Below are 21,732 nucleotides of genomic sequence, written 5' to 3'. Positions count from 1 at the left end.
TCAAACCTCAGTGTTCGTATGATGTGAAGGTAAATCGACCCCTACGGTATGGAACCTTCATGTCAGCAACAGCCCAAAACGATCTCAAAGGCCGCAATGCCAGAATGGCCGCCCCTACAACCGCTGTAGAGCGCCTGCTGGACCCCCGAATTCCAATTGTGACCAAAACAGATTTGAAAGGTCGCATTACCTACGCCAACCCTGCCTTTGTCGAAATTTCCGGTTTTACACTTGAAGAGCTGCTGGGTCAGCCTCACAACGTGGTTCGCCACCCCGACATGCCTCGCGACGCATTCAAAGACCTTTGGGACACAGCCCGCCGGGATGAACCATGGAAAGGTCTGGTGAAGAACCGCTGCAAGGACGGTGGCTACTATTGGGTTGATGCTTACGTCACGCCGCTGACGCAAAACGGGGAAAAAATTGGTTATATGTCGGTGCGCTCCAAGCCCAGCGACACCCAAAAAGGGGAAGCCGAGGCCTTGTACAAGGCAATCAACGCCGGCAGCGCCAGCTTTCCATTCACAAAGCCTGCAAAAGGGCGCCCATTCATTGTTGATTTGGCAATCGTCGGTTTTTTGCCAGTAATCATCGCCCTGCTTTCCATGTTCAACATCCCTGCCCTCAGCTATGGCAGCGCTGCTGCGTCATTTGTAGCTGCGGCCTTGGGTTTGATGTGGCTGAAAGGCCGTGTTGAACACACCAACAACTCAATGCTGCACGCCATGCGCGCCTTGGCAGAAGGCAATTTCAAGCATGAAATTCCAGAGTCCAGCACACGCGAATTCAACAAGGTGCACACCGCCTTCAAGAGCATGCAAGTGAACCTGCGCGCCATTATTGCAGACGTCATTTCCAGCTCATCGGAAGTAAAAAACAATGCGGAGCACCTCAGCCAGTTGGCCATTAACTTAATGAACCGCTCGAGACAGCAGTCCGACGGCATCAACGGTGTTGCTTCGGCGCTGGAGGAACTCTCGGTGTCTGTTTCGGAAATTTCTGAAGCCACGGGCAAGAGTTCGGCGCATGCCAAAAACGCCATGGATGTAGTGGACACAGGCGCACAGAGCATGGACAAGTCCACCCAAGCTACTCAGAAAGTGGCACAGGTAGTGCAGGATGCAAAACAGAACATTGAAGAATTGAACCGCGCTGTGGTGAAGATCAGCAACGTGACCCGCACCATTACCGAGATTGCCGAGAAAACCAACCTGCTGGCACTGAATGCTGCCATTGAGGCAGCCAGAGCCGGTGAATCAGGCCGCGGATTCGCTGTGGTGGCCGACGAAGTGCGCAAACTTGCTGAAATGACTCGACAATCGACCACGGAAATTTCTGCCACAGTACAAGAAGTTCAAAGCGGCACGAACAAGGGCCTTGAAACCATGGGCCGGGCTGTCGAGGAGGTCAATATTGGCACCACCTTGATTCTGGAAGCGGGCGAAAGCCTGCAAGCCATCAAGGTGGCCAGTCGTGGTGTTGCCCAATCAGCCAAGGACATTTCAGCCATGCTGGAACAGCAGTCACAGGCCTCGCTTGAAGTGGCCAACAGCATGGAGCGCATGAGTGCCCTGACCGAGAGCAACGTGGCTGCGATTAACGATTTGGACAGTGCTGCAAAACAGCTGGCCTCAACTTCGGGCGACTTGCGCACCTTGGTTAAACATTTTGAGGCAAGCCTTTAGGCAATTTCCAACCAGCCACTTTCACCCGTCAATCAGGCGAATGCATTAGTTCGTCTTGTTAGGCTTCAAGGGCGCTGTTCTCAGCGCCCTTTCTTTTTTCATGATTTCGAAAGCCAATTCTTTTCGATTCGCTTTCATGGCATAACCTGCCGCGTTATAACCAGCCTGGTTTTTCAAGGCTGGGTTGGCTCCCAACTTCAGGAGCATTCGAGCGGCAGCCTCCCTGCCCTCGCGTGCAGCCATCATCAAAGGCGTGGTGTCATTCGGGGACAGCACATCAATTTTCACCCCCGACTTTGCCAACAATTCAATGGACTCAAGCGAGCCCGACGCTGCCGCATTGTGCAACGCCGTCCACTGACCATCACCGCCCTGCTGCGCGCCTTTTTCCAGCAAAGCAGCAACCCACTCGGGCTTGTTCAGTGTACAAGCCACCATCAGTGGGGTTTCGCCGCGGCGATCGGCTTGGTCTGGATTCAATTTGCGGGAAGACAACAGAACGCGCACTGCATTGGGCGAGTCTTGCATCATGCCGAAGACGATGGCTGGAAAGCCTTGTTCGTTCACTGTGTTGGGGTCCATGCCCCTAAGCAACAACGATTTCAAACGGTATTCATCGTCAAACTTGATTGCCACGAAAAAGTCTTCGAAAGCACCTGCCAGGGAAACAGCTGGCATGGCCAACAAAAGCAGGCTGCTTACAAACACACGCCGCTTCAAACTGCGGCCACTCCGGTTTGTGCAAATCCAAACAAACGATCAAAGTTGACCGATGTTTGAATGCCAATTTCTTCCACCCCAACACCCTTTTCTTGCGCAATCACTTTGGCCACATGCGGCACAAAGCTTGGCTCATTGGTTTTGCCACGGTGCGGAACGGGTGCAAGGTAAGGCGAATCGGTTTCGATCAGGATTCGATCCATAGGTGCAAACTTGGCCACCTCGCGAAGGTCGGCTGCATTCTTGAAACTGACAATGCCCGAAAATGACAAATACATGCCCAAATCTAGCGCTTTACGCGCGAAATCGAGGGATTCGGTGAAGCAGTGAATAATGCCACCACAACCTTGTACATTTTCGTCAGCAAGAATTTTCAAGGTGTCATCACCTGCGGCGCGCGTATGCACGATCACGGGCTTTTTACACACATTGCCTGCACGCAAGTGCACCCTGAAACGTTCACGTTGCCAGTGCAAATCGCCTTTCAGGCGAAAGTAATCCAGACCTGTTTCGCCAATGCCAATTACCTTGGGGTGATCAGCCAGTTCCAGCAGTTTTTCAACAGTGGGTTCGGTTATGTCTTCGTAATCAGGATGCACGCCTGCGGTGGCCCACAATTGCTCGTGGTTTTCGGCCAGCGCCAGCACATTGGGGAAATCTTCAAGTTGAACAGAAATGCACAGGGCGCGGCTCACCTGCGCTGCCTGCATTCGACTCAGAATGTCTGGGAGCTGCTCGACCAGACCGGGAAAATCAAGATGACAATGTGAATCAGTAAACACTACAAGGTTGCTGTTTTTTTCATGGAATTTTGCATTTTACCAATCATTTGCTCAATTGCCACCCGCACGCCTTCCCCACTGTCGTCTTTCGGGAACTGCACACCAATGCCCTGCGCTTTGTCACCACGCGCATTTGCACCGCAAATCCACACCACTTTGCCATTGATGGGAAACTTTTTGGCTTCCTCACCCACAGTCAGCAACACGAAAACCGGATCGCCCAAATTGTATTCCTTGTCACTTTCCACGAACACACCACCGCCTTTGATGAAAGGCATGTACAGGTTGGCTGCCGTATTTTTGTCACCCAAGGTCAAAGAAAGCATCCATGGGCGGCTGGCTTCCTTGTTGCTGCGCGGGTTATTCATCAAGTTACTGGTCATGGCGTGTGCTGTCCGGAAAGGGAATTCTTCAATGAATTACTTCGTTAAATTTTGCCACTGTTGCCCCACATACTCTAGCGCCAAACGGGGGTTAATAGGATGATTTGCCAAGCGAAATTCTTTCTGTAAATTTTGATAAAGCTGGCTGAAACGCTCAATGCCAATCGATTTCACCCACATGAGTTTGGGTGACAACCAGGGAAAATTGATGGCTTTCAAGCCATGGGCTTGTGCAACACAGTCACTACACAAGCGCATGGCCAGCTCAAGCACCGTGGGCAAACCCACTTTTTCAAGCCCGGCTGGCGGGTTGGCGTGCTGGTCAGGGTTGGCAAGCCACTCCAGAAACTTCTTGCGCAAATCAAGTTGGTCTGCTGCTGTTTGTGCCAGGCTGAGTGCCTCAAAAGGATCGTTCATGGCTACACCCAAAGCCACATCTGGCTGCTGCACACCTTGCGTTTCCAGCCAGGCCAGGCATTCAGAAATAGCGGGCATGGGCATGGTTAATTCCTGGCAACGCGAACGAATGGTGGGCAGCAGTTTGTCTACACGACTGCCCACCAGCACAAACCGAAGACCATTGGCTGGCTCTTCCAGCGTTTTTAGCAGCGCATTGGCCGTGTTGGCGTTCATGTTGTCAAATGGATAAACCACCACGTAGCGGGAAGCGCCACGGCTGGATGCGGTGTTGAAATAGTTTTGCAGGTCCCGCACGTCATCAATTCGAATCTCCTGACTGGGTTTAACACCTGTTTTTACTTCCACATTGAAACCCAGTTCAAGCGCAACGGCTTGTGGCATCAAGTAGCGCAAATCCGGGTGATTGCCCGCCACACGCATGTGGCACCCTGGGCATTGCAGGCAAGGCTTGTTGCCAGCTGGGGTCTCGCAAAGCAATTCGGCCAAGTGCTGACCCACCAACTCGTAAAGCCCTTTGGGCTGGTGACCATGCACCAAAATCGGCGCCGTGGTGGCTTGCATCAAACTGCCCAACTGCGCCTGGGCGCGCAACAACCAGCTGGCGGTGCTCATGCCAAACCCAGGTTTAAATGGGTCCGCATGAACTTGTCGAGTTCAACCAACACGGTTTCACCCACTTCCGCTTCAGGAGGCTGGGCGTCGATCAGCCGAATTCGGCGTGGGTTCAACTGCGAGCGTTTGATAAAACCCGCGCGCACTGCTTCAAAATAACTCGTCGGTTTTTCTTCAAATTTGTCGCTAGCGCCCGCCCTGCCCTGAATGCGGCTTTGCGATACGGCAATGGGTAAATCAAACAGAAAGGTCAATGTGGGCTCGAACCCCTGCAAGGCCCACTTGCTCAATTGTTGGCAGTCTTCCCAACTGGCACCGCCCGCCCCGGCCTGGTAGGCGAAACTACTGTCTTCAAACCGGTCAGTAATAACCCACACACCGCGCTCCAGGGCGGGCTGAATGGTTTCAACCATGTGTTGTCTTCGTGCGGCGTACATCAGCAGCAACTCGGTGTTCACGTCCATGTCGTGGTGCAACACCAGTTCCCGAATGGCCTCACCCACGGGTGTTCCACCAGGCTCACGAGTTTGCAGGCATTCAAAACCCAATTCTTCAAGGCGTGCTTTAACCCGCGCAATGTGCGACGACTTTCCCGCGCCGTCCACGCCTTCAAAACTAATCAGGTAACCTTGCTTCTGCTTTTTCATCTCGCCGTCACCGCCCAAGTTGGTATTTCCGTACAGCATTGTTGTGTTCATTCAGATTCTTGCTGAAATAACTACCGCCGTCACCCTTGGCCACAAAATAAAAATAAGGCGTTTTATCAGGGTTTACCGCTGCGTACAAAGCAGCCTTGCCGGGGTTTGAGATGGGTGTTGGGGGCAAACCTGCCCGGGTATAGCTGTTGTAAGGGGTGTCAGTTTGAAGGTGTTTGCGGGTCAAATTGCCATCAAAGGCCTCGCCCACACCATAAATTACTGTGGGGTCGGTTTGCAGCAACATGCCCACACGCAATCGGTTTACAAATACGCTGGCGACTTTGCCACGGTCGCTGGCCAAGCCAGTTTCTTTCTCCACTATCGAGGCCATTTTCAAAGCGTCGTAAGGCGTTTTCAAAGGTGTTTGGGGATCGCGTTGCGCCCAGGCCTTTTCAAGCTCTACTTGCTGCAGGCGCACTGCCCTGTCCAATAGCTCAGACAACTTTGAGCCAGGTGAATACTTGTAGGTATCCGGGTAAATCCAGCCTTCCAGGCTTGCACCCTCCAGGTCAAATTTTGTAGCAATTGCACGGTGGTCCATGCCGGGCAAATCATCAATCAAATCGGGCTGTGCGCGTAACTTTGCCAACAAGGCACGCGCGGTTTGCCCTTCCACCAGGGCCACGCTGCTTAACACCCCCTGCCCTTTGCTCAGGTAATCCACCAAACCCAAGGTACTGATTCCCTCTGGAAGGTCATATCGGCCTGCTTTCAGCTGACCAGCGTTACCGGTTAGCCGTGCAGCCAATACAAACAGATTGGGGCTTACACCCAGGCCCTGCTGGTTCAGTTCATTGGCAATGGCGCGTGCACCCAAACCTGAACTGACATGCGCATCCACGCGGGGCTGACTGCGATCTATTGGCATGTTCAAAACAAAGTAAACGCCCACAATAATTGCAGACAGTGTGACAACACTGGCGATCACAATTCGCTTGAACCATTGCCAGCCAAACACCGCTTTTTTCGATGTTTTCTTTGTTTTTTTACCTTTGCGCACGACTTTGCTTCACCTTGGGTTGTTGGAAGGCGAGACCTTACCAGAAGCCACTACAATGTGGAGATTGCCGTCCATGATAGCGGGAAAGTTTTTCCATGGCTTATCGGCACCGTTTGTTTTTTTGTTACCAAGGATTTGAGCATGTCTGCACAGTTTTTATCGCGTTGGGGTGTCATTGGCGTGGACGGAGACGACGCAGTGACCTTTCTTCAATCACAACTCAGCAACGACGTTGCAGGCATGGCTGAAAGCCAGCTGCGCATGGCAGGCCTGTGCACTGCAAAAGGCCGCTTGCTGGGTAGCTTTTTCGTATTGCGCCAGGGCAAGCAGGTGTTTTTGGTGTGCCGCAAAGAAACCATTGCAGCCTTGGTTAAGCGCCTGAGCATGTTTGTATTGCGCAGCAAATGCAAAGTACGCGATTGCACAGCGGATTATCAACTCGCTTTCTTGCCTGGTTCGGGGCTAAGCTCGCCCATGCGGGTTCAGTGGGATGAACAAGGCAACGCCACCGCCAGCCTGCGCGTATTAAACGGCACAACACCCGGTTTTCAGCTTGTGGCAAGCAAGGTGCAAGCCGAGCAAGAGGTGCAAGAGGTTAATGGCGACGACAATTTTGAATTCGCCTTGCAGCAACTTGGCATTGCTTATGTGTCACAACCCACTGTTGAAATGTTTATTCCACAAGCCATTAATTTCGACTTGGTCGGTGGTGTCAGTTTTAGCAAGGGTTGCTACCCCGGCCAGGAAATTGTGGCCAGAAGCCACTACCTGGGCAAGGTGAAGCGGCGCGTGTTTCAAGCCACAGCAACAGGCTCCGTAACCGTTACTGCAGGGCAGGATGTTTGGCTTGCCGGAAAGGAAAACGAACCGGCAGGTGCCGTAGCCACTGCGGTGAACTTCAATGGTCAGCAGTATTTGCTGGTTGAACTGCCAGTCGACGATGCCGAGCAAAGCGGTGCCACTTTCACCGTAAAAAACGACGCAGGCGCCATTGCGTTGAACGTTCAGCCACCTCCCTACGATGTACATCAAAAAGGCAGCGTATTTGAATGACGCGCCAGCTTTTCATTTACTACCGCATACCCAAAGCCGACATTGCCTTGGGTTTGCAATGCGCCAAGCACATGGCAGCTTGTTTAAAAGAACAGGGCTTGGGCCACAGCCAGCTGTTTCAACGTGAAGAAGCGGGCAAACCCTACTTCACTTTGATGGAAGTGATTCACCCTGCGCATGAACACTCCTCTTGTCACGCAGCATTCATCGAGACACTGGAGCAGCTTGCCAAATCTTGTTTTGCTGGTTTGCCAAGTTTGCCCAGCCGCCATATCGAATTGTTCAGTGAGGTTGATAGTGGGGTGAAAGAGTAATGTGCCTGGCCGTGCTCGCAATTCACGCACACCCTGACTATCCCTTTATTTGCCTGGCCAACCGGGATGAATTTCACAATCGCCCCACTGCGCCATTGCAAGTTTGGCCAACCTCGTATGGTTCGCTTTGGGCCGGGAAAGACCTTCAATCTGGTGGCACCTGGCTTGGAATTGGTAGCCATGGTGAGTTTGCAATGCTAACCAATGTCAGAAACAGCACATTGAATATGCCCGGTACGGCTCCTTCGCGCGGTCAGTTGGTACTCGATGCAATTCAAACCGGGACTGCACCCGATGAAGCAAACTCACTTCAGTTTGCAGGTTTTAATTTGATTCACGGCAGCCTGCAAACCCTGAACCTTCGCTGCACCAGCAACCAGGGCATCAAACTCAACAATGGGCTCGATTTCACCACCGCATTGCAATCGGGCTTGCACAGCCTCTCCAACGGTTATTTGAATGCACCTTGGCCAAAATCGCGCTTGCTGAAAAAAGGGCTGCAAAGAGAGATCGAGACGAACTGCACAACCCACAGGTCACAGGCTGCTTTTGAACAGACCTTGTTGGGTTTGCTCGCCAACACCAAACTTGCTGAGGATGCTGAGTTGCCCAGCACGGGTGTGCCTTATGAATGGGAAAAAATGTTGTCGGCGGTGAAAATTGTGTCGCCTTTGTACGGCACTCGCTCAAGCGCAGTTATTTTGCTCGATCGCAGCCACACCATTCACTTCACCGAAATTACGCTTGACCCTGCCGGAAATGAAGCCGGGCGACAGAAGTTTGAAATACCCCTGTCGCCCAAGCTTTAGTCGAAGTTGTTTTTAGACTTCGTAATCCATGCACTGCCGTGCCGTGCGCACTTCACCAATAAAGCTTTTAATGGCTTCATGCGTGGGGTGCACCGCGTAGGCATCCAGCGCGGCCTTGTTCTCGAAGGTCGAGTACAACACCACGTCGTACGTGCACTCAAGGCTGGTACCGCCCAAACCCACTTCAAAGTCCACAATGCCGGGTACGATGTTGGCGCAAGCCATCAGCTTTTCCTTCACCAGCTCCATGTTGCGGGCCTTGGTGTTGCCAAGGGCTTCGTCTTTCAACTGCCAAAATACGATGTGCTTGATCATTGAACTTCTCTAAATTGGGTTTGGTTATCTCAAGTTGGGTACCTTAGGTTGGTAACCTTAGTTGGGTAATTTGTAATCTTTGAATTGCTCACGCAGCTTCAGCTTTTGTATTTTACCAGTCGCTGTGTGCGGTAATTCGTCCACAAACGCCACATCGTTGGGCAGGCAGTATTTGGCAACTTTGCCTTCATAGAAATCCAGCAACTCTTGCTTGCTTACCTCCACGCCCGGCTTGCGCACCACAACCAGCAAGGGCCGTTCATCCCATTTCGGGTGGTAAACAGAAATCACCGCCGCTTCATGCACCGCCGGGTGCGCCATGGCCACGTTTTCCAAATCAATCGAGCTGATCCATTCACCGCCAGACTTGATCACATCTTTACTGCGATCCGTAATCTGCATGAAGCCTTCTCGGTTGATCTTGGACACGTCGCCAGTGGCAAACCATTTCTTGCCATCCTTGTCTGTGGTAAACGCCTTTGCACCTTCACCGCCGAAGTAACTGTCGATCACCCAATGCCCGCGCACCAGTAAGTCGCCGAAAGCCTCGCCATCCCAAGGCAATTCTTCGCCATCGTCACTGACAATTTTCATATCCACCCCGAAAATTGCAGTGCCCTGCTTTTGCATGATGTTCTGCTTTTCTTCCAGCGACAAATCCAGGTGCTGTGCTTTCAAACGGCATACTGTGCCCAGGGGCGAAAGTTCAGTCATGCCCCAGGCATGAATAACCTCAACACCCAAACTGTTCAGCGTTTTAATCATTGCTGCCGGCGCTGCAGAGCCGCCAATTACAGTGCGATTGAAGTAATTAAACTTCAAGCCATTTTGTTGCACATGGTTCAACAAACCCAGCCACACAGTGGGCACGCCAGCCGAGAAATTCACCTTCTCGCTTTCCAGCAGTTCGTAAATGGAAGCACCATCCAAAGCGCCACCAGGCATCACCATTTTTGCACCGGTCATCAGCGCAATGTAGGGAATGCCCCAAGCGTTAACATGGAACATGGGTACCACGGGCAAAATCGTATCGCGGCTGCTCAAGCCCAAAGCATCGGGTGTGCAGGCCGCCATTGCATGCAGTACGGTGGAGCGGTGTGAGTACAAGGCACCCTTGGGGTTGCCAGTAGTACCGGATGTGTAGCACAAACCCGAGGCTGCATTTTCATCCAGCTGCGGCCACACATAGTGGTCGGCAGCGTCTTTGATCAAGGCCTCGTAGTTCAGGCAGCCAGCCACTGCCGGCTCAGAAGGCATTGCAGCTTCGTCGCACATTTGCACCCAGCGCTTCACGGTTGGGCATGCTGGCGCAATCGCTTTGATCAATGGCGCAAATGTGCTGTCGAAAAACACCATGGTGTCTTTCGCGTGGTTAATGATGTAAACCAGTTGCTCAGGGAACAGTCTGGGGTTCAAGGTGTGCACTACCGCACCCATGCCCGACACCGCATAGTAAATTTCAACATGGCGATAGCCGTTCCAAGCCAATGTAGCAATATTTTCGCCTTGTTGAACGCCAAGGTTCGTCAGGGTATTGGCCAGTTTCTTGGTGCGTTTGGCCACTTCCCCATAGGTAGTTCGATGAATATCGCCTTCTGTGCGGCGTGACACAATTTCAACATGTGGGTGGTGCCGCTCTGCGTGTTCCATCACCGATGAAATCAACAGGGGCATGTTCATCATCAAACCTTGCATTTGCGCTCTCTCCTCCAGCTATTACGTTTGTTCTTCGGCCTTACCCGACTACAATGGTGGGGTTGTTTAACGAAACTATACTTCAGGACCGCCCTTTGTTTCATAATCACGATTCTATTTTGGTTCAAGAATACGCAAGTTTGGGTACACCTTATCTTGCCGAGGTGCCTGCCACGCCCCTCCGTACAGAGGCTGGCCTGGTTCACCTCAACACCGCCTTGGCCACCGAAGTGGGCTTGAATACTGAAGAATTGGGCAGCACACAGGGTATTGATGTTCTTTCTGGCAACACGCCATTTCCAGGCTATCAAAGCAGAGCCAGCGTATATTGCGGGCACCAGTTCGGGCAATTTGTGCCACAGCTTGGCGACGGCCGCGCCCTGCTGATTGCAGAGGTTCGCAAGGGCAAGCAATACCGCCAGATGCAGCTCAAAGGTGCAGGCCCCACCCCCTACTCCCGCCATGCCGATGGCCGCGCGGTGTTGCGTTCGTCTATTCGGGAATATCTTGCCTCAGAAGCCATGCACGCGCTTGGCATACCCACCACCCGCGCACTCAGCCTGACTGCGAGTGCGGACCCAGTGTTTCGCGAAACCACGGAAACAGCCGCCATTGTATGTCGTGTGAGCGAAAGCTTCTTGCGCTTTGGCCATGTGGAATTTTTTTGCTACACCAACCAGCTCCAGGCGCTACGAAACTTGCTGACCTGGCACATCGAGCAACATCATCCTGAAATCGACCTTGGTGATACCGAAGCCAGTTTCCATGCCGGTTTGCTTCAGTGGTTAAGTATAGTAGTGGCACGCACAGCGCGCATGGTGGCCCAGTGGCAAGCCGTGGGTTTTTGCCACGGTGTAATGAACACCGACAACATGAGCCTTCTGGGTTTGACCATTGATTATGGCCCCTATGGCTTCATCGATGGTTTCGACATTGACCATATCTGCAACCATTCCGACCACCAGGGCCGCTACAGCTATCGCAACCAGCCCAGAATTGCCCATTGGAACCTATACGCACTGGCTCAAGCTTTAAGCCCACTGATTCCCGACAGCAAAGAAACTCTTCAAAACCTGCTGGACAGCTTTGCCGATGTATTTCACGCCGAACACAGCGCTTTATTTGCGCGCAAACTGGGCCTGCCCAACGAGCAAGGCGATGCGGTGGACAGCCTGATTGAGAACACACTGAAATTCATGCACGAACATTCACTCGATTTCACGCGGTTTTTCAGATCAATTTCAGCGCTGAACCCAAGTGCTACCCACGAGGAAAACTTCGCCAGTTGGCAGCAAAGCGCCTTTTTCCCTTTGGCTTTGGGCGACGAGGCACAGGTGAACAACGCAAAACTTTGGCTCAAACAATGGCGAGAGGCGTTAAACCCTCAAAACCTGGACATCCTGGCCTGGCAAAAAAAGCTCGATCAGACCAACCCTGCCTTCGTGTTGCGCAACCACCTGCTTCAGAACGCCATTGAGTTGGCCCAACGAGGCGAGTTTGCTGAGGTGAACCGATTGTTCACCGCATTGTCTGACCCCTACAATGCGGCGCAACTTCCAAATGAGTACACGGCACAGCCACCCGACTGGGCAAAATCATTGGTGCTGAGCTGTTCGTCATGAATTACGGAGACAAGATCATGGTTGAAAAAGTTGTTAAAACAGAGGCCCAGTGGCGCGAAGAACTCACGCCCACCAGCTTCGAAGTTACCCGCAAGAAAGGCACCGAGCGTGCTTTCACCGGGCAGTATTGGGATCACCACGAGCCCGGCATTTACCGTTGCATTTGCTGCGGAACCGCTTTGTTCGCATCCGACACCAAGTTCGATTCCGGCTGCGGCTGGCCCAGCTACTTTGCGCCATTGAACCCCGACAATGTTGAAGAACACGTAGACCGCAGCTACGGCATGATTCGAACCGAAGTGACCTGTAAGATATGCGATTCGCATTTGGGGCATGTATTCGAAGATGGACCAGCACCAACGGGCCTGCGCTACTGTATCAACTCGGTCAGTTTGGCGTTCGAGCCCTTTGCCTCTGACTCATCGGCGTAAAGCCCTGGCATAACCAAACTACAATTACTACATGAAACTGTTACTCGATTTTCTACCGATTGTTCTGTTCTTTGTCAGCTTTAAATGGGCTGGCAGCAACCCTGAACAGGCGCAATCCATGCTTGAACCCATATTGGGCAGCATTTCCAATGCGGAAGTGCAAACTGCGCAATTGCCAATTTTGCTGGCCACGGTAGTCGCCATTCTGGCCACGGTGCTGCAAATCGTTTACCAAAAAGCCACCGGTAAAAAAGTGGAAAACATGCAATGGATCGGCCTGATCCTGATCGCTGTGTTTGGTGGCGCCACACTGGTTTTGCAAAACGAAACCTTCATCAAATGGAAGCCAACTGTGCTCTACCTCGCCATGGCAGCAGGCTTCCTGATCGCCTACGCCTTCAAGCGCAATCCTATTGAATTGATGATGAAAGGCCAGGTTGATCTTCCCGCCCCGGTCTGGGTCAATTTATTGTGGGCTTGGGTAGGCTTTTTTGTGGTGATGGCCGTTTTGAATATTGTGGTTGCCTACTCGTTCTCAACCGATGTGTGGGTAGACTTCAAATTGTTCGGCTCCTTGGGGGCCACTCTGATATTCGTGTTCGGGCAAGGTTTTTACATGTCCAAACACATGAAGCAAACCAATGAACAAAGCAGCGAGGCCAAGTAAAGCATGGTCACCAGTGAAGACATCAAACAGCGTCTTGAAACTGCACTCAATGCCAAAGTCGAAGTGGTTGATGAATCACATTTGCATGCAGGCCATGAAGGTGCAAAGTCTGGCGGGCGGCACTACCGGGTCAAACTGAAGTCTGCACGCTTCAATGGGCTAAGAACATTAGCGCGCCATCGTCTCGTGTATGATGCTTTGGCAGAATGGATGAAAAAAGAAATCCATGCTTTGGCTATAGATTCCACTGAGGACTCCACTGAAGGCTCCACAGGGAACTGAACAGAAGACGCGCACCGGGATTCGAGCCAAGCCCATTGTTTTAACTCTCTGAGACACAAGGTTATTTTGTTATGTTGAAAACCACCCTGAAAGCAACTTGCCTGGCCGCCGTATTGGTTCTGGGCAACCCCGTTTACGCCCAAAATGCCGCCGTGGTCAATGGCCAGTCCATCCCCAGCGCTTTGGTTGATTTCATCATGGCCGAGCAGGAAAAGCGCGGCCAGGCAGCCTCACCGGAAATGCGCGCTACTATTCGTCAAGAACTGATTAATCAGGAAGTGATGAAGCAGGAAGCCGTTAAAAAAGGTTTGGGAAGCAGCCCTGAAGTGAAGTACCAGGTGCAAATGATGAACCAGGCCATTTTGGCCAATGCCCTGCGTGAAGACTTTTACAAAAACACCAAGCTGACCGACAAGGAAGTTGAAACAGCTTACGCAGAAATCGCCAAAATGATGGGTGGCAGCGAATTCCGAGCCAGCCACATTCTGGTTGAGCAGGAAGCTGAGGCCAAAGCCATTATCGATCAGTTGGGCAAAGGCGGAAAGTTTGCAGACATCGCAAAAGCCAAGTCTAAAGATCCTGGCTCAGCGCCCAATGGTGGTGACCTGGACTGGGCCAACCCCAACAGCTTTGTACCCGAGTTTTCTCAAGCCATGGTAAGCCTGAAGAAAGGCGAATACACCAAGACTCCCGTGAAAAGCCAGTTTGGTTACCACGTTATTCTGTTGGCCGACACCCGCCAGGCCACACCACCCAAGCTTGAAGAAATTCGCCCACAACTTGAACAGAAAATGATCAATGACAAGTGGGAAGAATATCAAGGCAAGCTGTTGTCCGGGGCAAAAGTAAAATAAGCAATAAATCCAAAAAAAGCCGCCAGTTAATTTGCTGGCGGCTTTTTTATTTTTACCGAATTCACTCGTGCATCAGTGGTTCAATATGCAGTTATTCATGCATTGGTAATCCTGTCGATGGCCGCCTGATACATATAACTTTGACGCAGGCTTTCCCAATTCAGCGATTGCCCTGACAGCAAGCGACTCAATCGGCGATTTCGCACTTCCATGTGCTCATGAACTTCGGGTACCGGGTTGTTTACCAAAATGTCAATGTCTTCAAAGTTGTTGCAAGCAAGTACTGCATCGCAACCCGCCTGCAAAGCGGCGCTGGCTCGGGCACGAATATCCCCCACACCGTGTGCACCCACCATGTCCAGGTCGTCGCTGATCACTGCACCGTCAAAACTGAACTTCACCCTCAATACCTCTTGAATCCAGAAGCTGGAAAAACAGGCCGGCATTGGGTCCACCTCGGAATACACCACATGCGCCGGCATGATACTGGCCATATTCAAGGTCGAATTCAATTGGTACGGCAGCGCATCCACCTTCAAAATTTCATTCAATGAGCGATTGTCGTGAGGCAAAGCCAAATGGCTGTCCAAGCTCACCCAACCATGCCCTGGAAAGTGTTTTCCGCAGGCTTGCATGCCTGCAAGGGCCATGCCATTCATCAAGGCCGAGGACAGGCGGGAGACCATTCGGGCGTCCTTGCCAAACGAGCGGTCACCGATAATTTCGCTATTGCCCCAATCCAGGTCAAGTACTGGCGCAAAACTCATGTCTATGCCACAGGCACGCAATTCGGCAGCCATAACAAAGCCGGCTTCACGGGCCAAAAGCACTGCGTCGTCAAAATCAGTTTCGGCGCGTTGTCCAATTTGGCGCATCGAGGGAATTGCGGTAAAACCATCCCGAAAACGCTGCACGCGACCACCTTCATGATCCACAAAAACGGGCTTGTTCAAACCCCCATTTAAACGGATAGACTCCACCAAATCAATCAGTTGCGCCTTGCTTTCAAAGTTTCGTGTGAAAAGAATAAGTCCGCCAACGGCCGGGTTTTGAATGCGTGCAATGTCCTCCTTGGACAAAGTCAAACCCGTCAAACCAATGATGAATGGACCTAACATATTGAATGAATTCCTTAATGTAATTTATTGTTTTGAATACAAAATAACCGTTGACATCACGTAATTCTGTTCATCACTGATGGAAATTTTTGCCTGAGCCCTGCGGGACTGTAACCAATTCTCAAGGCGTTCGGAATAGACCAAAACGGGTGCCCCGGAATCGCTGTTCAACACCGACAAATCCTGAAACGAAAATTGGGCACCCACTCCTGTGCCCATGGCCTTTGAAAAGGCCTCCTTGGCGCAATAGCGTGTTGCAACAAACAGTGTGCCTCGAATTGCCGATTTGTCAGACCGGCGCTCGTATTCATCAATCTCGCCGGGTGTCAGCACGCGCTTGATAAACACATCCCTGCCTTTGCGCAGCAAACCCTCGAGACGACCCACCTCGAGAATGTCACAACCCAAACCTAGAATGTCGTCTATCATGGGGCAATTAAACCTATTTTTAGCCTATCGTGGCCGAATTGATTCCAACTTCGCTGAAATCATCAACTCTTTCATTTTCTTGATTGCGCCTTCCCAACCCATGAACACCGCATTGGCTACAATGCTGTGCCCAATATTCAACTCTGAAATGGTTTCAATCGCGGCCACAGGCTGCACATTGTCGTAGTTCAAACCGTGCCCGGCGTTTACCCTCAACCCTTCGGCCACACCGAAATTGGCCGACTTCCGAATTCTGGACAGCTCGAGCTCAACCGCAGATCCCAGCGCGTGGGCATAACGCCCGGTGTGCAACTCAATCGCGTCTGCGCCACATTTCAAAGCAGCCTCGATTTGATCCAAGTCTGGATCAATGAACAGCGAAATTCGCATTCCCTGGTCTTTCAAGCGTGCCACAGCAGGCGCGATCAGGTGAAAACCACCAATCACATCCAGGCCACCTTCAGTGGTTACCTCTTCCCGGCGTTCCGGCACAAAACACACATCCTGAGGTTTTACGTCCTCCACCAGGCGAATCATTTCCTCTACAACTGCGCATTCGAAGTTCATGCGTGTGCTGATCAAAGGTCGAATTCGGCGTACATCGTCATCCTGCATGTGGCGCCTGTCCTCGCGAACATGCACGGTGATGGCGTCCGCCCCATACTCTTCCGCCAGCAATGCGGCCCTCAATGGATCGGGCTCGTGCCCTCTGCGGGCCTGGCGGATCGTGGCCACGTGATCAATGTTTACACCGAGTTCAATCATGCTCTTAACAAATGCTCCATCCAGACTCTAGACATCAAACCATTCGGCGCAATGTGCGTCATCAACAGTTTGCGGGTAATTGGTTTCAAGGCACTTGCAGCAGACTTTGACCAAATGCCATTCTGAATTTCAGCAATCCACAAACCCTGGACTAGCTGTTCAACGCTGCTGTTCGTCGAATTGTTTACATTTCCCCCGTCTGAGGGAGCCCAGCCTTCCTGCTCTTGCCACACGTAGTGACGATCGGGATCAATCGCAACACCGGCCCTGTCTTGTTGCCAATCAAAGCCGTAGCCCAGGGACTGAAGCAAGCCCACCTCAAACTGACGAATACACACATTCATGTCATCGCCCCCAGCCAAACCCAGCAAGGTATTCTGATACAACTCAAACAGATCAGGGTGCGTGTCCTCACGGCTTAAACCGCGCATAAGCAGCTCATTCAGATAGTACGCTGCAAACAATGCTTTGCCATCTGGCGACATCAAACCGCCCAGCCACTCGGCTTGCATCAGGGTTTTTACTTCCGACTTGCCAGTAAAGCGCACTGAAAGCGGCTGAAAGCTGACCAACACTGCCCGCAAACCTGAATGCGGTCTTTTTGCGCCCTTCGCCACCACTGGCAGGCGCCCGTGTTCCTTGCAAAACAGCTCAACAATCAAACTGGTTTCCTTGTACGGCACACTGTGCAGTACATAGGCAAAATCAGTGTTGGACCGAGTGTTATTCATACCCCAGGCTTTGAAGCAGGCTTGCATTGTCCGCCCAACCACTGCGCACTTTCACCCAGGTTTCAAGATGCACGCTGCCACCAAACAAACGCTCCATGTCCTGGCGTGCTTCCGAACCGATTCGTTTCAGTTTCTCGCCACCCTTGCCAATAATCATGGCCTTGTGGGAAGAGCGATCCACCAGGATCGAGGCATAAATAACCCTGCGACCTTCTTCAATCTCGAATTTATCGATCACCACTGTGCAGGTGTAAGGCAACTCATCGCCCACCAAGCGAAACAGCTTCTCCCGAATACGCTCTGCGGCAAGAAATTTTTCAGGGCGGTCCGTCAGGGTGTCTTCGTCGTAAAAGAAAGGTTGCTCGGGCAACAGGGCTGACACTGCTTCTTTTAGCGCATCCAGATTTTTAATGGCCTGCGCACTCAACGGCACAATTGCATCAAAATTACGTTGCCCACTTACCTTTTGAAGAAAAGGCAACATCTCGGCTTTCTTTTCCAGCAAGTCCACTTTGTTCACCACCGCCACCAGTGGCACACCCTTGGGGCACAACTCCAGCACTTTCATGTCGGTCGGGGTCAACTTGCCTTGTTCTATCACCCACAAAATCACATTCACGTCAGCCAACGCAGTGAGCACGGCGCGGTTCATGGTTTTATTCAGGGCATTTGAATGCTTGGTTTGAAAGCCGGGGGTGTCCACAAAAATAAACTGGGTGGGCACGTCTTTGATGGTCTCGGTCATTACACCGAGCACCCGGTGACGCGTGGTTTGTGGCTTGCTGGAGGTGATCGACAAATGCTCGCCGATCATTCCATTCATAAGGGTGGACTTGCCCACATTGGGGCGCCCCACCACGGCAATCACGCCGCATTTTGATTCGGCCATGTCATTGCCTCCTGCTGGCTTGATTGGGATCAGAATACTCCCGTTCAAGCAATTCGATAAGCACCGCTTGCGCGGCGTGCTGCTCAGCCACCCGGCGAGAATGCCCCTGCCCAACCTTGGTAATTTCAAGGTCTTCAACCGCACATTCCACACTAAACTCGGGACTGGCCGAGGTTCCACCCTCTACCAACACACGGTACATGGGCAGTTTCATGCGCTTGCCCTGCAGCAATTCCTGCAGGCGGGTTTTGGGGTCTTTGCCCATGGACTCGATTGGAGTTTCAAGCATCACAGGCTTGAGCAAACGCACCACGCAATCGCGTGCTGCCTCAAAGCCTGAATCCAGAAGGATGGCACCAAAAAGGGCCTCAAGTGCATCGGCAACAATGCTGTCCTTGATGGTTTTCGCACTGCGAAGCTCGCCCGCACCCAGAAACAAATATTGATCCAGCAACAGATTGCGACCCACCATGGCCAAGCAGTCTTGTTTGACCAGATGCGAGCGCACACGCGACATTTTGCCCTCATCCATGTCGGGATGCGTTTCAAACAACAAAATGGAAGCCGCGCAGTTCAGTACACTGTCACCCAGAAATTCCAGACGCTCGTTGTGATGGCTGCTGTAGCTGCGATGTGTCAAGGCAAGGTGAAGCAAGGCCTGGTCTTTGAACGAGTACCCCAATGCAGCTTCAAGACTTGAATACTTTGAACTATCCACTCAATACCTCCAAGCTGGCTTTAATGAAACAAGCCAATTCGGGAAAAGTCATTGAAGTTCATCCACACCAAAAATGCCTTGCCAACCACTTGCTCATCCGAAACGAAGCCCCAGATACGGCTGTCGCTTGAGTTGTCCCGGTTGTCGCCCATCATGAAATAATGCCCCTGCGGTACCACACAGCGAAAGCCTGTGACATCGTATTTGCAGTTGTCCCGATTCCTGAACGACTGCGCACCAATCACGTAAGGCGGCGCATCTTCATCATTCAATACCAGGTGTTTTTTACCGCCCAGGGTTTCCTGAAATTGCAGTGAATAAGAAAAATTATTGGGGTCGTAGTACTTGTCCAGTTGTTTCACTGGCAGTACCTGACCATTAATCGACAGCTTCTTGTTTCGATATTCCACCACGTCACCACCCACGCCCACCACGCGCTTGATGTAATCAAGGGAGGGGTCAAGCGGGTAACGAAACACCATGACATCGCCACGCTGAGGATCATTGATTGGAATGATTTTTTTGTCGACGATTGGCAAGCGAATACCGTAGGTGAATTTGTTCACCAGGATAAGGTCGCCAATCAGCAAAGTTGGAATCATCGATCCAGATGGAATTTTGAACGGCTCCACCACAAACGAGCGCAACACAAACACAAACAAAATGACCGGAAAGAAGCTTGCACTGTATTCCAGCCACAAGGGCTGCTTCATGTACTGCTGGCGAATTCGCCTTTCGGCATCACCATTCAGGTTGGCATTGCCCCCCGCACCAGCCAAGGCTTGCTCTGCTGCCATTTTTCGTTTTGGCTTGAACACAAACACATCAAGCACATAGAAAAAGCCGGTGAACAACACCAGCAAAAACAGGATCAGGGAAAAATTCATTGTTATTTGTCTTCCACTTGGAGAATGGCCAAAAACGCCTCTTGCGGAATTTCCACGTTACCGACCTGCTTCATGCGTTTCTTACCTGCCTTCTGCTTTTCCAACAGCTTTTTCTTGCGTGAAATATCGCCGCCGTAACACTTGGCCAACACGTTTTTACGCAAGGCTTTCACAGTTTCACGGGCAATAATATTGGCGCCGATCGCCGCTTGAATTGCCACGTCAAACATTTGACGAGAAATGATTTCCCGCATTTTGCCTGCCACTGCACGGCCACGGTAAACCGCATTGCTTCGGTGAACCATGATCGACAAGGCATCCACTTTCTCACCGTTAATCAACATGTCCACTTTCACAATGTCTGCCGGCCTGTATTCCTTGAAGGAATAGTCCATGGACGCGTAGCCACGCGAAGTCGATTTCAGTTTGTCGAAAAAGTCGAGAACGATCTCGGCCATGGGCATCTCAAACGTAATACGCACCTGCCGCCCGTGGTAAACCATATTGGTTTGTGTACCACGCCGCCCCGTGCACAGCGTCATTACCGACCCCACATACTCTTGCGGCATCAACAAATTCACAATCACAATCGGTTCACGAATTTCGTCGACCCGGCTCAGATCAGGCATTTTCGACGGATTGTCCACGCGAAGTATGGTGCCATCGCGCTGCTTGATTTCATATACCACCGTGGGGGCGGTCGTAATCAAGTCCATGTCAAATTCGCGTTCCAGGCGCTCCTGCACAATGTCCATGTGCAACATGCCAAGGAAACCGCAACGGAAACCAAAACCCAAAGCCTGAGACACCTCGGGCTCGTAATTCAGGGCAGCATCGTTCAAACGCAATTTGTCCAAAGCCTCACGCAAGGCCTCGTATTGATTTGATTCCACAGGGAACAAACCTGCAAACACCTGCGACTGCACTTCCTTGAAACCAGGCAGGGGTTTGTCAGCGGGCTTGCCAGCCAAGGTGACTGTGTCGCCAACCTTGGCGCTCTCAAGCAATTTGATACCCGCGTTGATGTACCCCACTTCGCCAGCAGACAGCGATTCACGCGCAACCGACTTGGGCGTAAACACACCCACGTCGTCCGCAATGTAAGTGTCGCCCGTGGCCATCAACTTGATTTTGTCTTTGCGGTTGAGCACACCGTTGATCACGCGGACCAACATCACCACACCCACATAGTTGTCAAACCAGCTGTCGATGATCAAGGCTTGCAAAGGTGCATCGCGACTGCCGCGAGCAGGTGGCACCTTGTTGACGATCAGCTCCAGTACCTCGTCCACACCAAGACCGGTTTTTGCGGAAATGGCAATGGCCTCCGAAGCATCAATGCCAATCACATCTTCAATTTCGGATTTGGCATTTTCAGGGTCGGCTTGTGGCAAATCAATTTTGTTCAACACGGGCAATACTTCAACACCCAGATCCAAGGCTGTGTAGCAATTGGCCACGGTTTGGGCCTCTACGCCCTGCGAGGCATCAACAACCAGCAAAGCGCCCTCGCAGGCTGACAATGACCGGCTTACTTCGTAAGAAAAATCAACGTGCCCCGGTGTGTCAATCAAATTGAGCAAATAGGTGTTGCCGTCTTTGGCTTTGTAGGTGAGCGCGGCGGTCTGCGCTTTGATCGTGATGCCACGCTCTCGCTCAATGTCCATCGAATCAAGCACTTGAGAATCCATTTCCCGGTCGCTCAAGCCACCGCATTTCTGAATCAAGCGGTCGGCAAGCGTGGATTTCCCGTGATCAATGTGGGCGATGATCGAAAAATTGCGTATGTGCTGCATTTGCATCATTAAAAAGGGGGCTGCTTGGCCCCCTGAAAATTTCGGTAACGTGTCATT

General features: G+C 51.8%; 25 protein-coding genes. 9 read left to right on the top strand and 16 right to left on the bottom strand.

Annotated features, from left to right (window positions below; translation table 11 throughout):
- Positions 1–59 precede the first annotated feature (59 nt).
- The gene (locus tag HKT17_RS07445; protein ID WP_171098998.1) at positions 60–1,685 is read left to right on the top strand and encodes a methyl-accepting chemotaxis protein; all 1,626 of its coding nucleotides are present in this window, start codon (positions 60–62) and stop codon (positions 1,683–1,685) included.
- Between the two features lie 45 nt (positions 1,686–1,730).
- On the opposite strand, the gene HKT17_RS07440 is transcribed toward HKT17_RS07445, so the two are convergent.
- From HKT17_RS07440 to mltG, 6 genes are read right to left on the bottom strand one after another with little or no spacing between them, the layout of a single operon-like run.
- Positions 1,731–2,363 carry an ankyrin repeat domain-containing protein gene (locus tag HKT17_RS07440; RefSeq protein ID WP_205882525.1) on the bottom strand — a complete coding sequence of 211 codons (633 nt, stop codon included), beginning with the start codon at positions 2,361–2,363 and terminating at the stop codon, positions 1,731–1,733.
- A 38-nt stretch (positions 2,364–2,401) separates the two neighbouring features.
- Positions 2,402–3,187 carry a TatD family hydrolase gene (locus tag HKT17_RS07435; protein ID WP_171098994.1) on the bottom strand — a complete coding sequence of 262 codons (786 nt, stop codon included), beginning with the start codon at positions 3,185–3,187 and terminating at the stop codon, positions 2,402–2,404.
- On the bottom strand, positions 3,187–3,570 hold the full coding sequence (locus tag HKT17_RS07430; protein ID WP_105029056.1) for a PilZ domain-containing protein: 384 nt from the start codon (positions 3,568–3,570) through the stop codon (positions 3,187–3,189). Before HKT17_RS07430 ends, HKT17_RS07435 begins: the two co-directional genes overlap by 1 nt.
- A gap of 36 nt (positions 3,571–3,606) precedes the next feature.
- Positions 3,607–4,602, bottom strand: coding sequence for a DNA polymerase III delta subunit-related protein (locus tag HKT17_RS07425; protein ID WP_171098992.1), 996 nt, complete (start codon positions 4,600–4,602; stop codon positions 3,607–3,609).
- Positions 4,599–5,300 (bottom strand): dTMP kinase, encoded by a 702-nt coding sequence (tmk, locus tag HKT17_RS07420; protein ID WP_205882524.1) that lies wholly within the window; start codon positions 5,298–5,300, stop codon positions 4,599–4,601. Before tmk ends, HKT17_RS07425 begins: the two co-directional genes overlap by 4 nt.
- Complete coding sequence (mltG, locus tag HKT17_RS07415; RefSeq protein ID WP_171098990.1) at positions 5,257–6,300, bottom strand: endolytic transglycosylase MltG; 1,044 nt, start codon at positions 6,298–6,300, stop codon at positions 5,257–5,259. Before mltG ends, tmk begins: the two co-directional genes overlap by 44 nt.
- A gap of 141 nt (positions 6,301–6,441) precedes the next feature.
- Between mltG and ygfZ the strand changes: the two genes are divergently transcribed.
- From ygfZ to HKT17_RS07400, 3 genes are read left to right on the top strand one after another with little or no spacing between them, the layout of a single operon-like run.
- Positions 6,442–7,353, top strand: a complete 912-nt coding sequence (gene ygfZ / locus HKT17_RS07410; protein ID WP_171098988.1) for a CAF17-like 4Fe-4S cluster assembly/insertion protein YgfZ — start codon at positions 6,442–6,444, stop codon at positions 7,351–7,353.
- Positions 7,350–7,667, top strand: a complete 318-nt coding sequence (locus HKT17_RS07405; protein ID WP_171098985.1) for a DUF4936 family protein — start codon at positions 7,350–7,352, stop codon at positions 7,665–7,667. Before ygfZ ends, HKT17_RS07405 begins: the two co-directional genes overlap by 4 nt.
- Before the next feature lie 11 nt (positions 7,668–7,678).
- Positions 7,679–8,476 (top strand): NRDE family protein, encoded by a 798-nt coding sequence (locus HKT17_RS07400; protein ID WP_171098984.1) that lies wholly within the window; start codon positions 7,679–7,681, stop codon positions 8,474–8,476.
- A 12-nt stretch (positions 8,477–8,488) separates the two neighbouring features.
- Here the strand turns inward: HKT17_RS07400 and HKT17_RS07395 are convergent, their stop codons facing one another.
- The gene (locus HKT17_RS07395; RefSeq protein ID WP_105029050.1) at positions 8,489–8,791 is read right to left on the bottom strand and encodes a Dabb family protein; all 303 of its coding nucleotides are present in this window, start codon (positions 8,789–8,791) and stop codon (positions 8,489–8,491) included.
- 57 nt (positions 8,792–8,848) lie between these two features.
- A complete protein-coding gene (locus HKT17_RS07390) occupies positions 8,849–10,486 on the bottom strand; it encodes a 3-(methylthio)propionyl-CoA ligase (protein WP_171098982.1) in 1,638 nt (545 codons plus the stop codon).
- A 95-nt stretch (positions 10,487–10,581) separates the two neighbouring features.
- Here HKT17_RS07390 and HKT17_RS07385 point away from each other — a divergent pair, with 95 nt between their 5' ends.
- The 5 genes from HKT17_RS07385 to HKT17_RS07365 all read left to right on the top strand — a co-directional run bounded on the left by HKT17_RS07385 (position 10,582) and on the right by HKT17_RS07365 (position 14,342).
- Positions 10,582–12,108: a protein adenylyltransferase SelO gene (locus tag HKT17_RS07385; RefSeq protein ID WP_205882523.1), complete on the top strand. Its 1,527-nt coding sequence runs from the start codon at positions 10,582–10,584 to the stop codon at positions 12,106–12,108.
- Positions 12,109–12,125: 17 nt separating this feature from the next.
- Positions 12,126–12,539 carry a peptide-methionine (R)-S-oxide reductase MsrB gene (gene msrB / locus HKT17_RS07380; RefSeq protein WP_105029869.1) on the top strand — a complete coding sequence of 138 codons (414 nt, stop codon included), beginning with the start codon at positions 12,126–12,128 and terminating at the stop codon, positions 12,537–12,539.
- Positions 12,540–12,570: 31 nt separating this feature from the next.
- Entirely contained in the window at positions 12,571–13,206 is a 636-nt protein-coding gene (locus HKT17_RS07375) for a septation protein A (RefSeq protein ID WP_105029048.1), read from the top strand.
- 3 nt (positions 13,207–13,209) lie between these two features.
- Entirely contained in the window at positions 13,210–13,488 is a 279-nt protein-coding gene (locus HKT17_RS07370; RefSeq protein ID WP_105029047.1) for a BolA family protein, read from the top strand.
- Between the two features lie 71 nt (positions 13,489–13,559).
- Complete coding sequence (locus tag HKT17_RS07365; RefSeq protein WP_105029046.1) at positions 13,560–14,342, top strand: peptidylprolyl isomerase; 783 nt, start codon at positions 13,560–13,562, stop codon at positions 14,340–14,342.
- Positions 14,343–14,437: 95 nt separating this feature from the next.
- On the opposite strand, the gene nagZ is transcribed toward HKT17_RS07365, so the two are convergent.
- Genes nagZ through lepA form a run of 8 tightly spaced genes read right to left on the bottom strand, consistent with a single transcriptional unit; the run spans position 14,438 to position 21,675 of the window.
- Entirely contained in the window at positions 14,438–15,460 is a 1,023-nt protein-coding gene (nagZ, locus tag HKT17_RS07360) for a beta-N-acetylhexosaminidase (protein WP_171098978.1), read from the bottom strand.
- Positions 15,461–15,484: 24 nt separating this feature from the next.
- Positions 15,485–15,889: a holo-ACP synthase gene (acpS, locus tag HKT17_RS07355; protein WP_171098976.1), complete on the bottom strand. Its 405-nt coding sequence runs from the start codon at positions 15,887–15,889 to the stop codon at positions 15,485–15,487.
- A gap of 24 nt (positions 15,890–15,913) precedes the next feature.
- Positions 15,914–16,654 (bottom strand): pyridoxine 5'-phosphate synthase, encoded by a 741-nt coding sequence (locus HKT17_RS07350; protein ID WP_171098974.1) that lies wholly within the window; start codon positions 16,652–16,654, stop codon positions 15,914–15,916.
- Positions 16,651–17,385 carry a DNA repair protein RecO gene (recO, locus tag HKT17_RS07345; RefSeq protein ID WP_171098972.1) on the bottom strand — a complete coding sequence of 245 codons (735 nt, stop codon included), beginning with the start codon at positions 17,383–17,385 and terminating at the stop codon, positions 16,651–16,653. The genes HKT17_RS07350 and recO overlap by 4 nt, the downstream gene beginning before the upstream one ends.
- Positions 17,378–18,274, bottom strand: coding sequence for a GTPase Era (gene era / locus HKT17_RS07340; RefSeq protein WP_171098970.1), 897 nt, complete (start codon positions 18,272–18,274; stop codon positions 17,378–17,380). The genes recO and era overlap by 8 nt, the downstream gene beginning before the upstream one ends.
- 1 nt (position 18,275) lies before the next feature.
- Positions 18,276–18,992 (bottom strand): ribonuclease III, encoded by a 717-nt coding sequence (gene rnc / locus HKT17_RS07335; protein WP_105029041.1) that lies wholly within the window; start codon positions 18,990–18,992, stop codon positions 18,276–18,278.
- Positions 18,993–19,012: 20 nt separating this feature from the next.
- Positions 19,013–19,879, bottom strand: a complete 867-nt coding sequence (gene lepB / locus HKT17_RS07330; RefSeq protein ID WP_171098968.1) for a signal peptidase I — start codon at positions 19,877–19,879, stop codon at positions 19,013–19,015.
- A 2-nt stretch (positions 19,880–19,881) separates the two neighbouring features.
- Positions 19,882–21,675, bottom strand: a complete 1,794-nt coding sequence (gene lepA, locus HKT17_RS07325) for a translation elongation factor 4 (protein ID WP_105029868.1) — start codon at positions 21,673–21,675, stop codon at positions 19,882–19,884.
- Between the last annotated feature and the right edge of the window lie 57 nt (positions 21,676–21,732).

It is taken from the genome of Limnobacter sp. SAORIC-580 (assembly GCF_013004065.1).
GTDB lineage: Bacteria > Pseudomonadota > Gammaproteobacteria > Burkholderiales > Burkholderiaceae_B > Limnobacter > Limnobacter profundi.
This window is presented reverse-complemented; position numbering and strand designations above follow the sequence as displayed.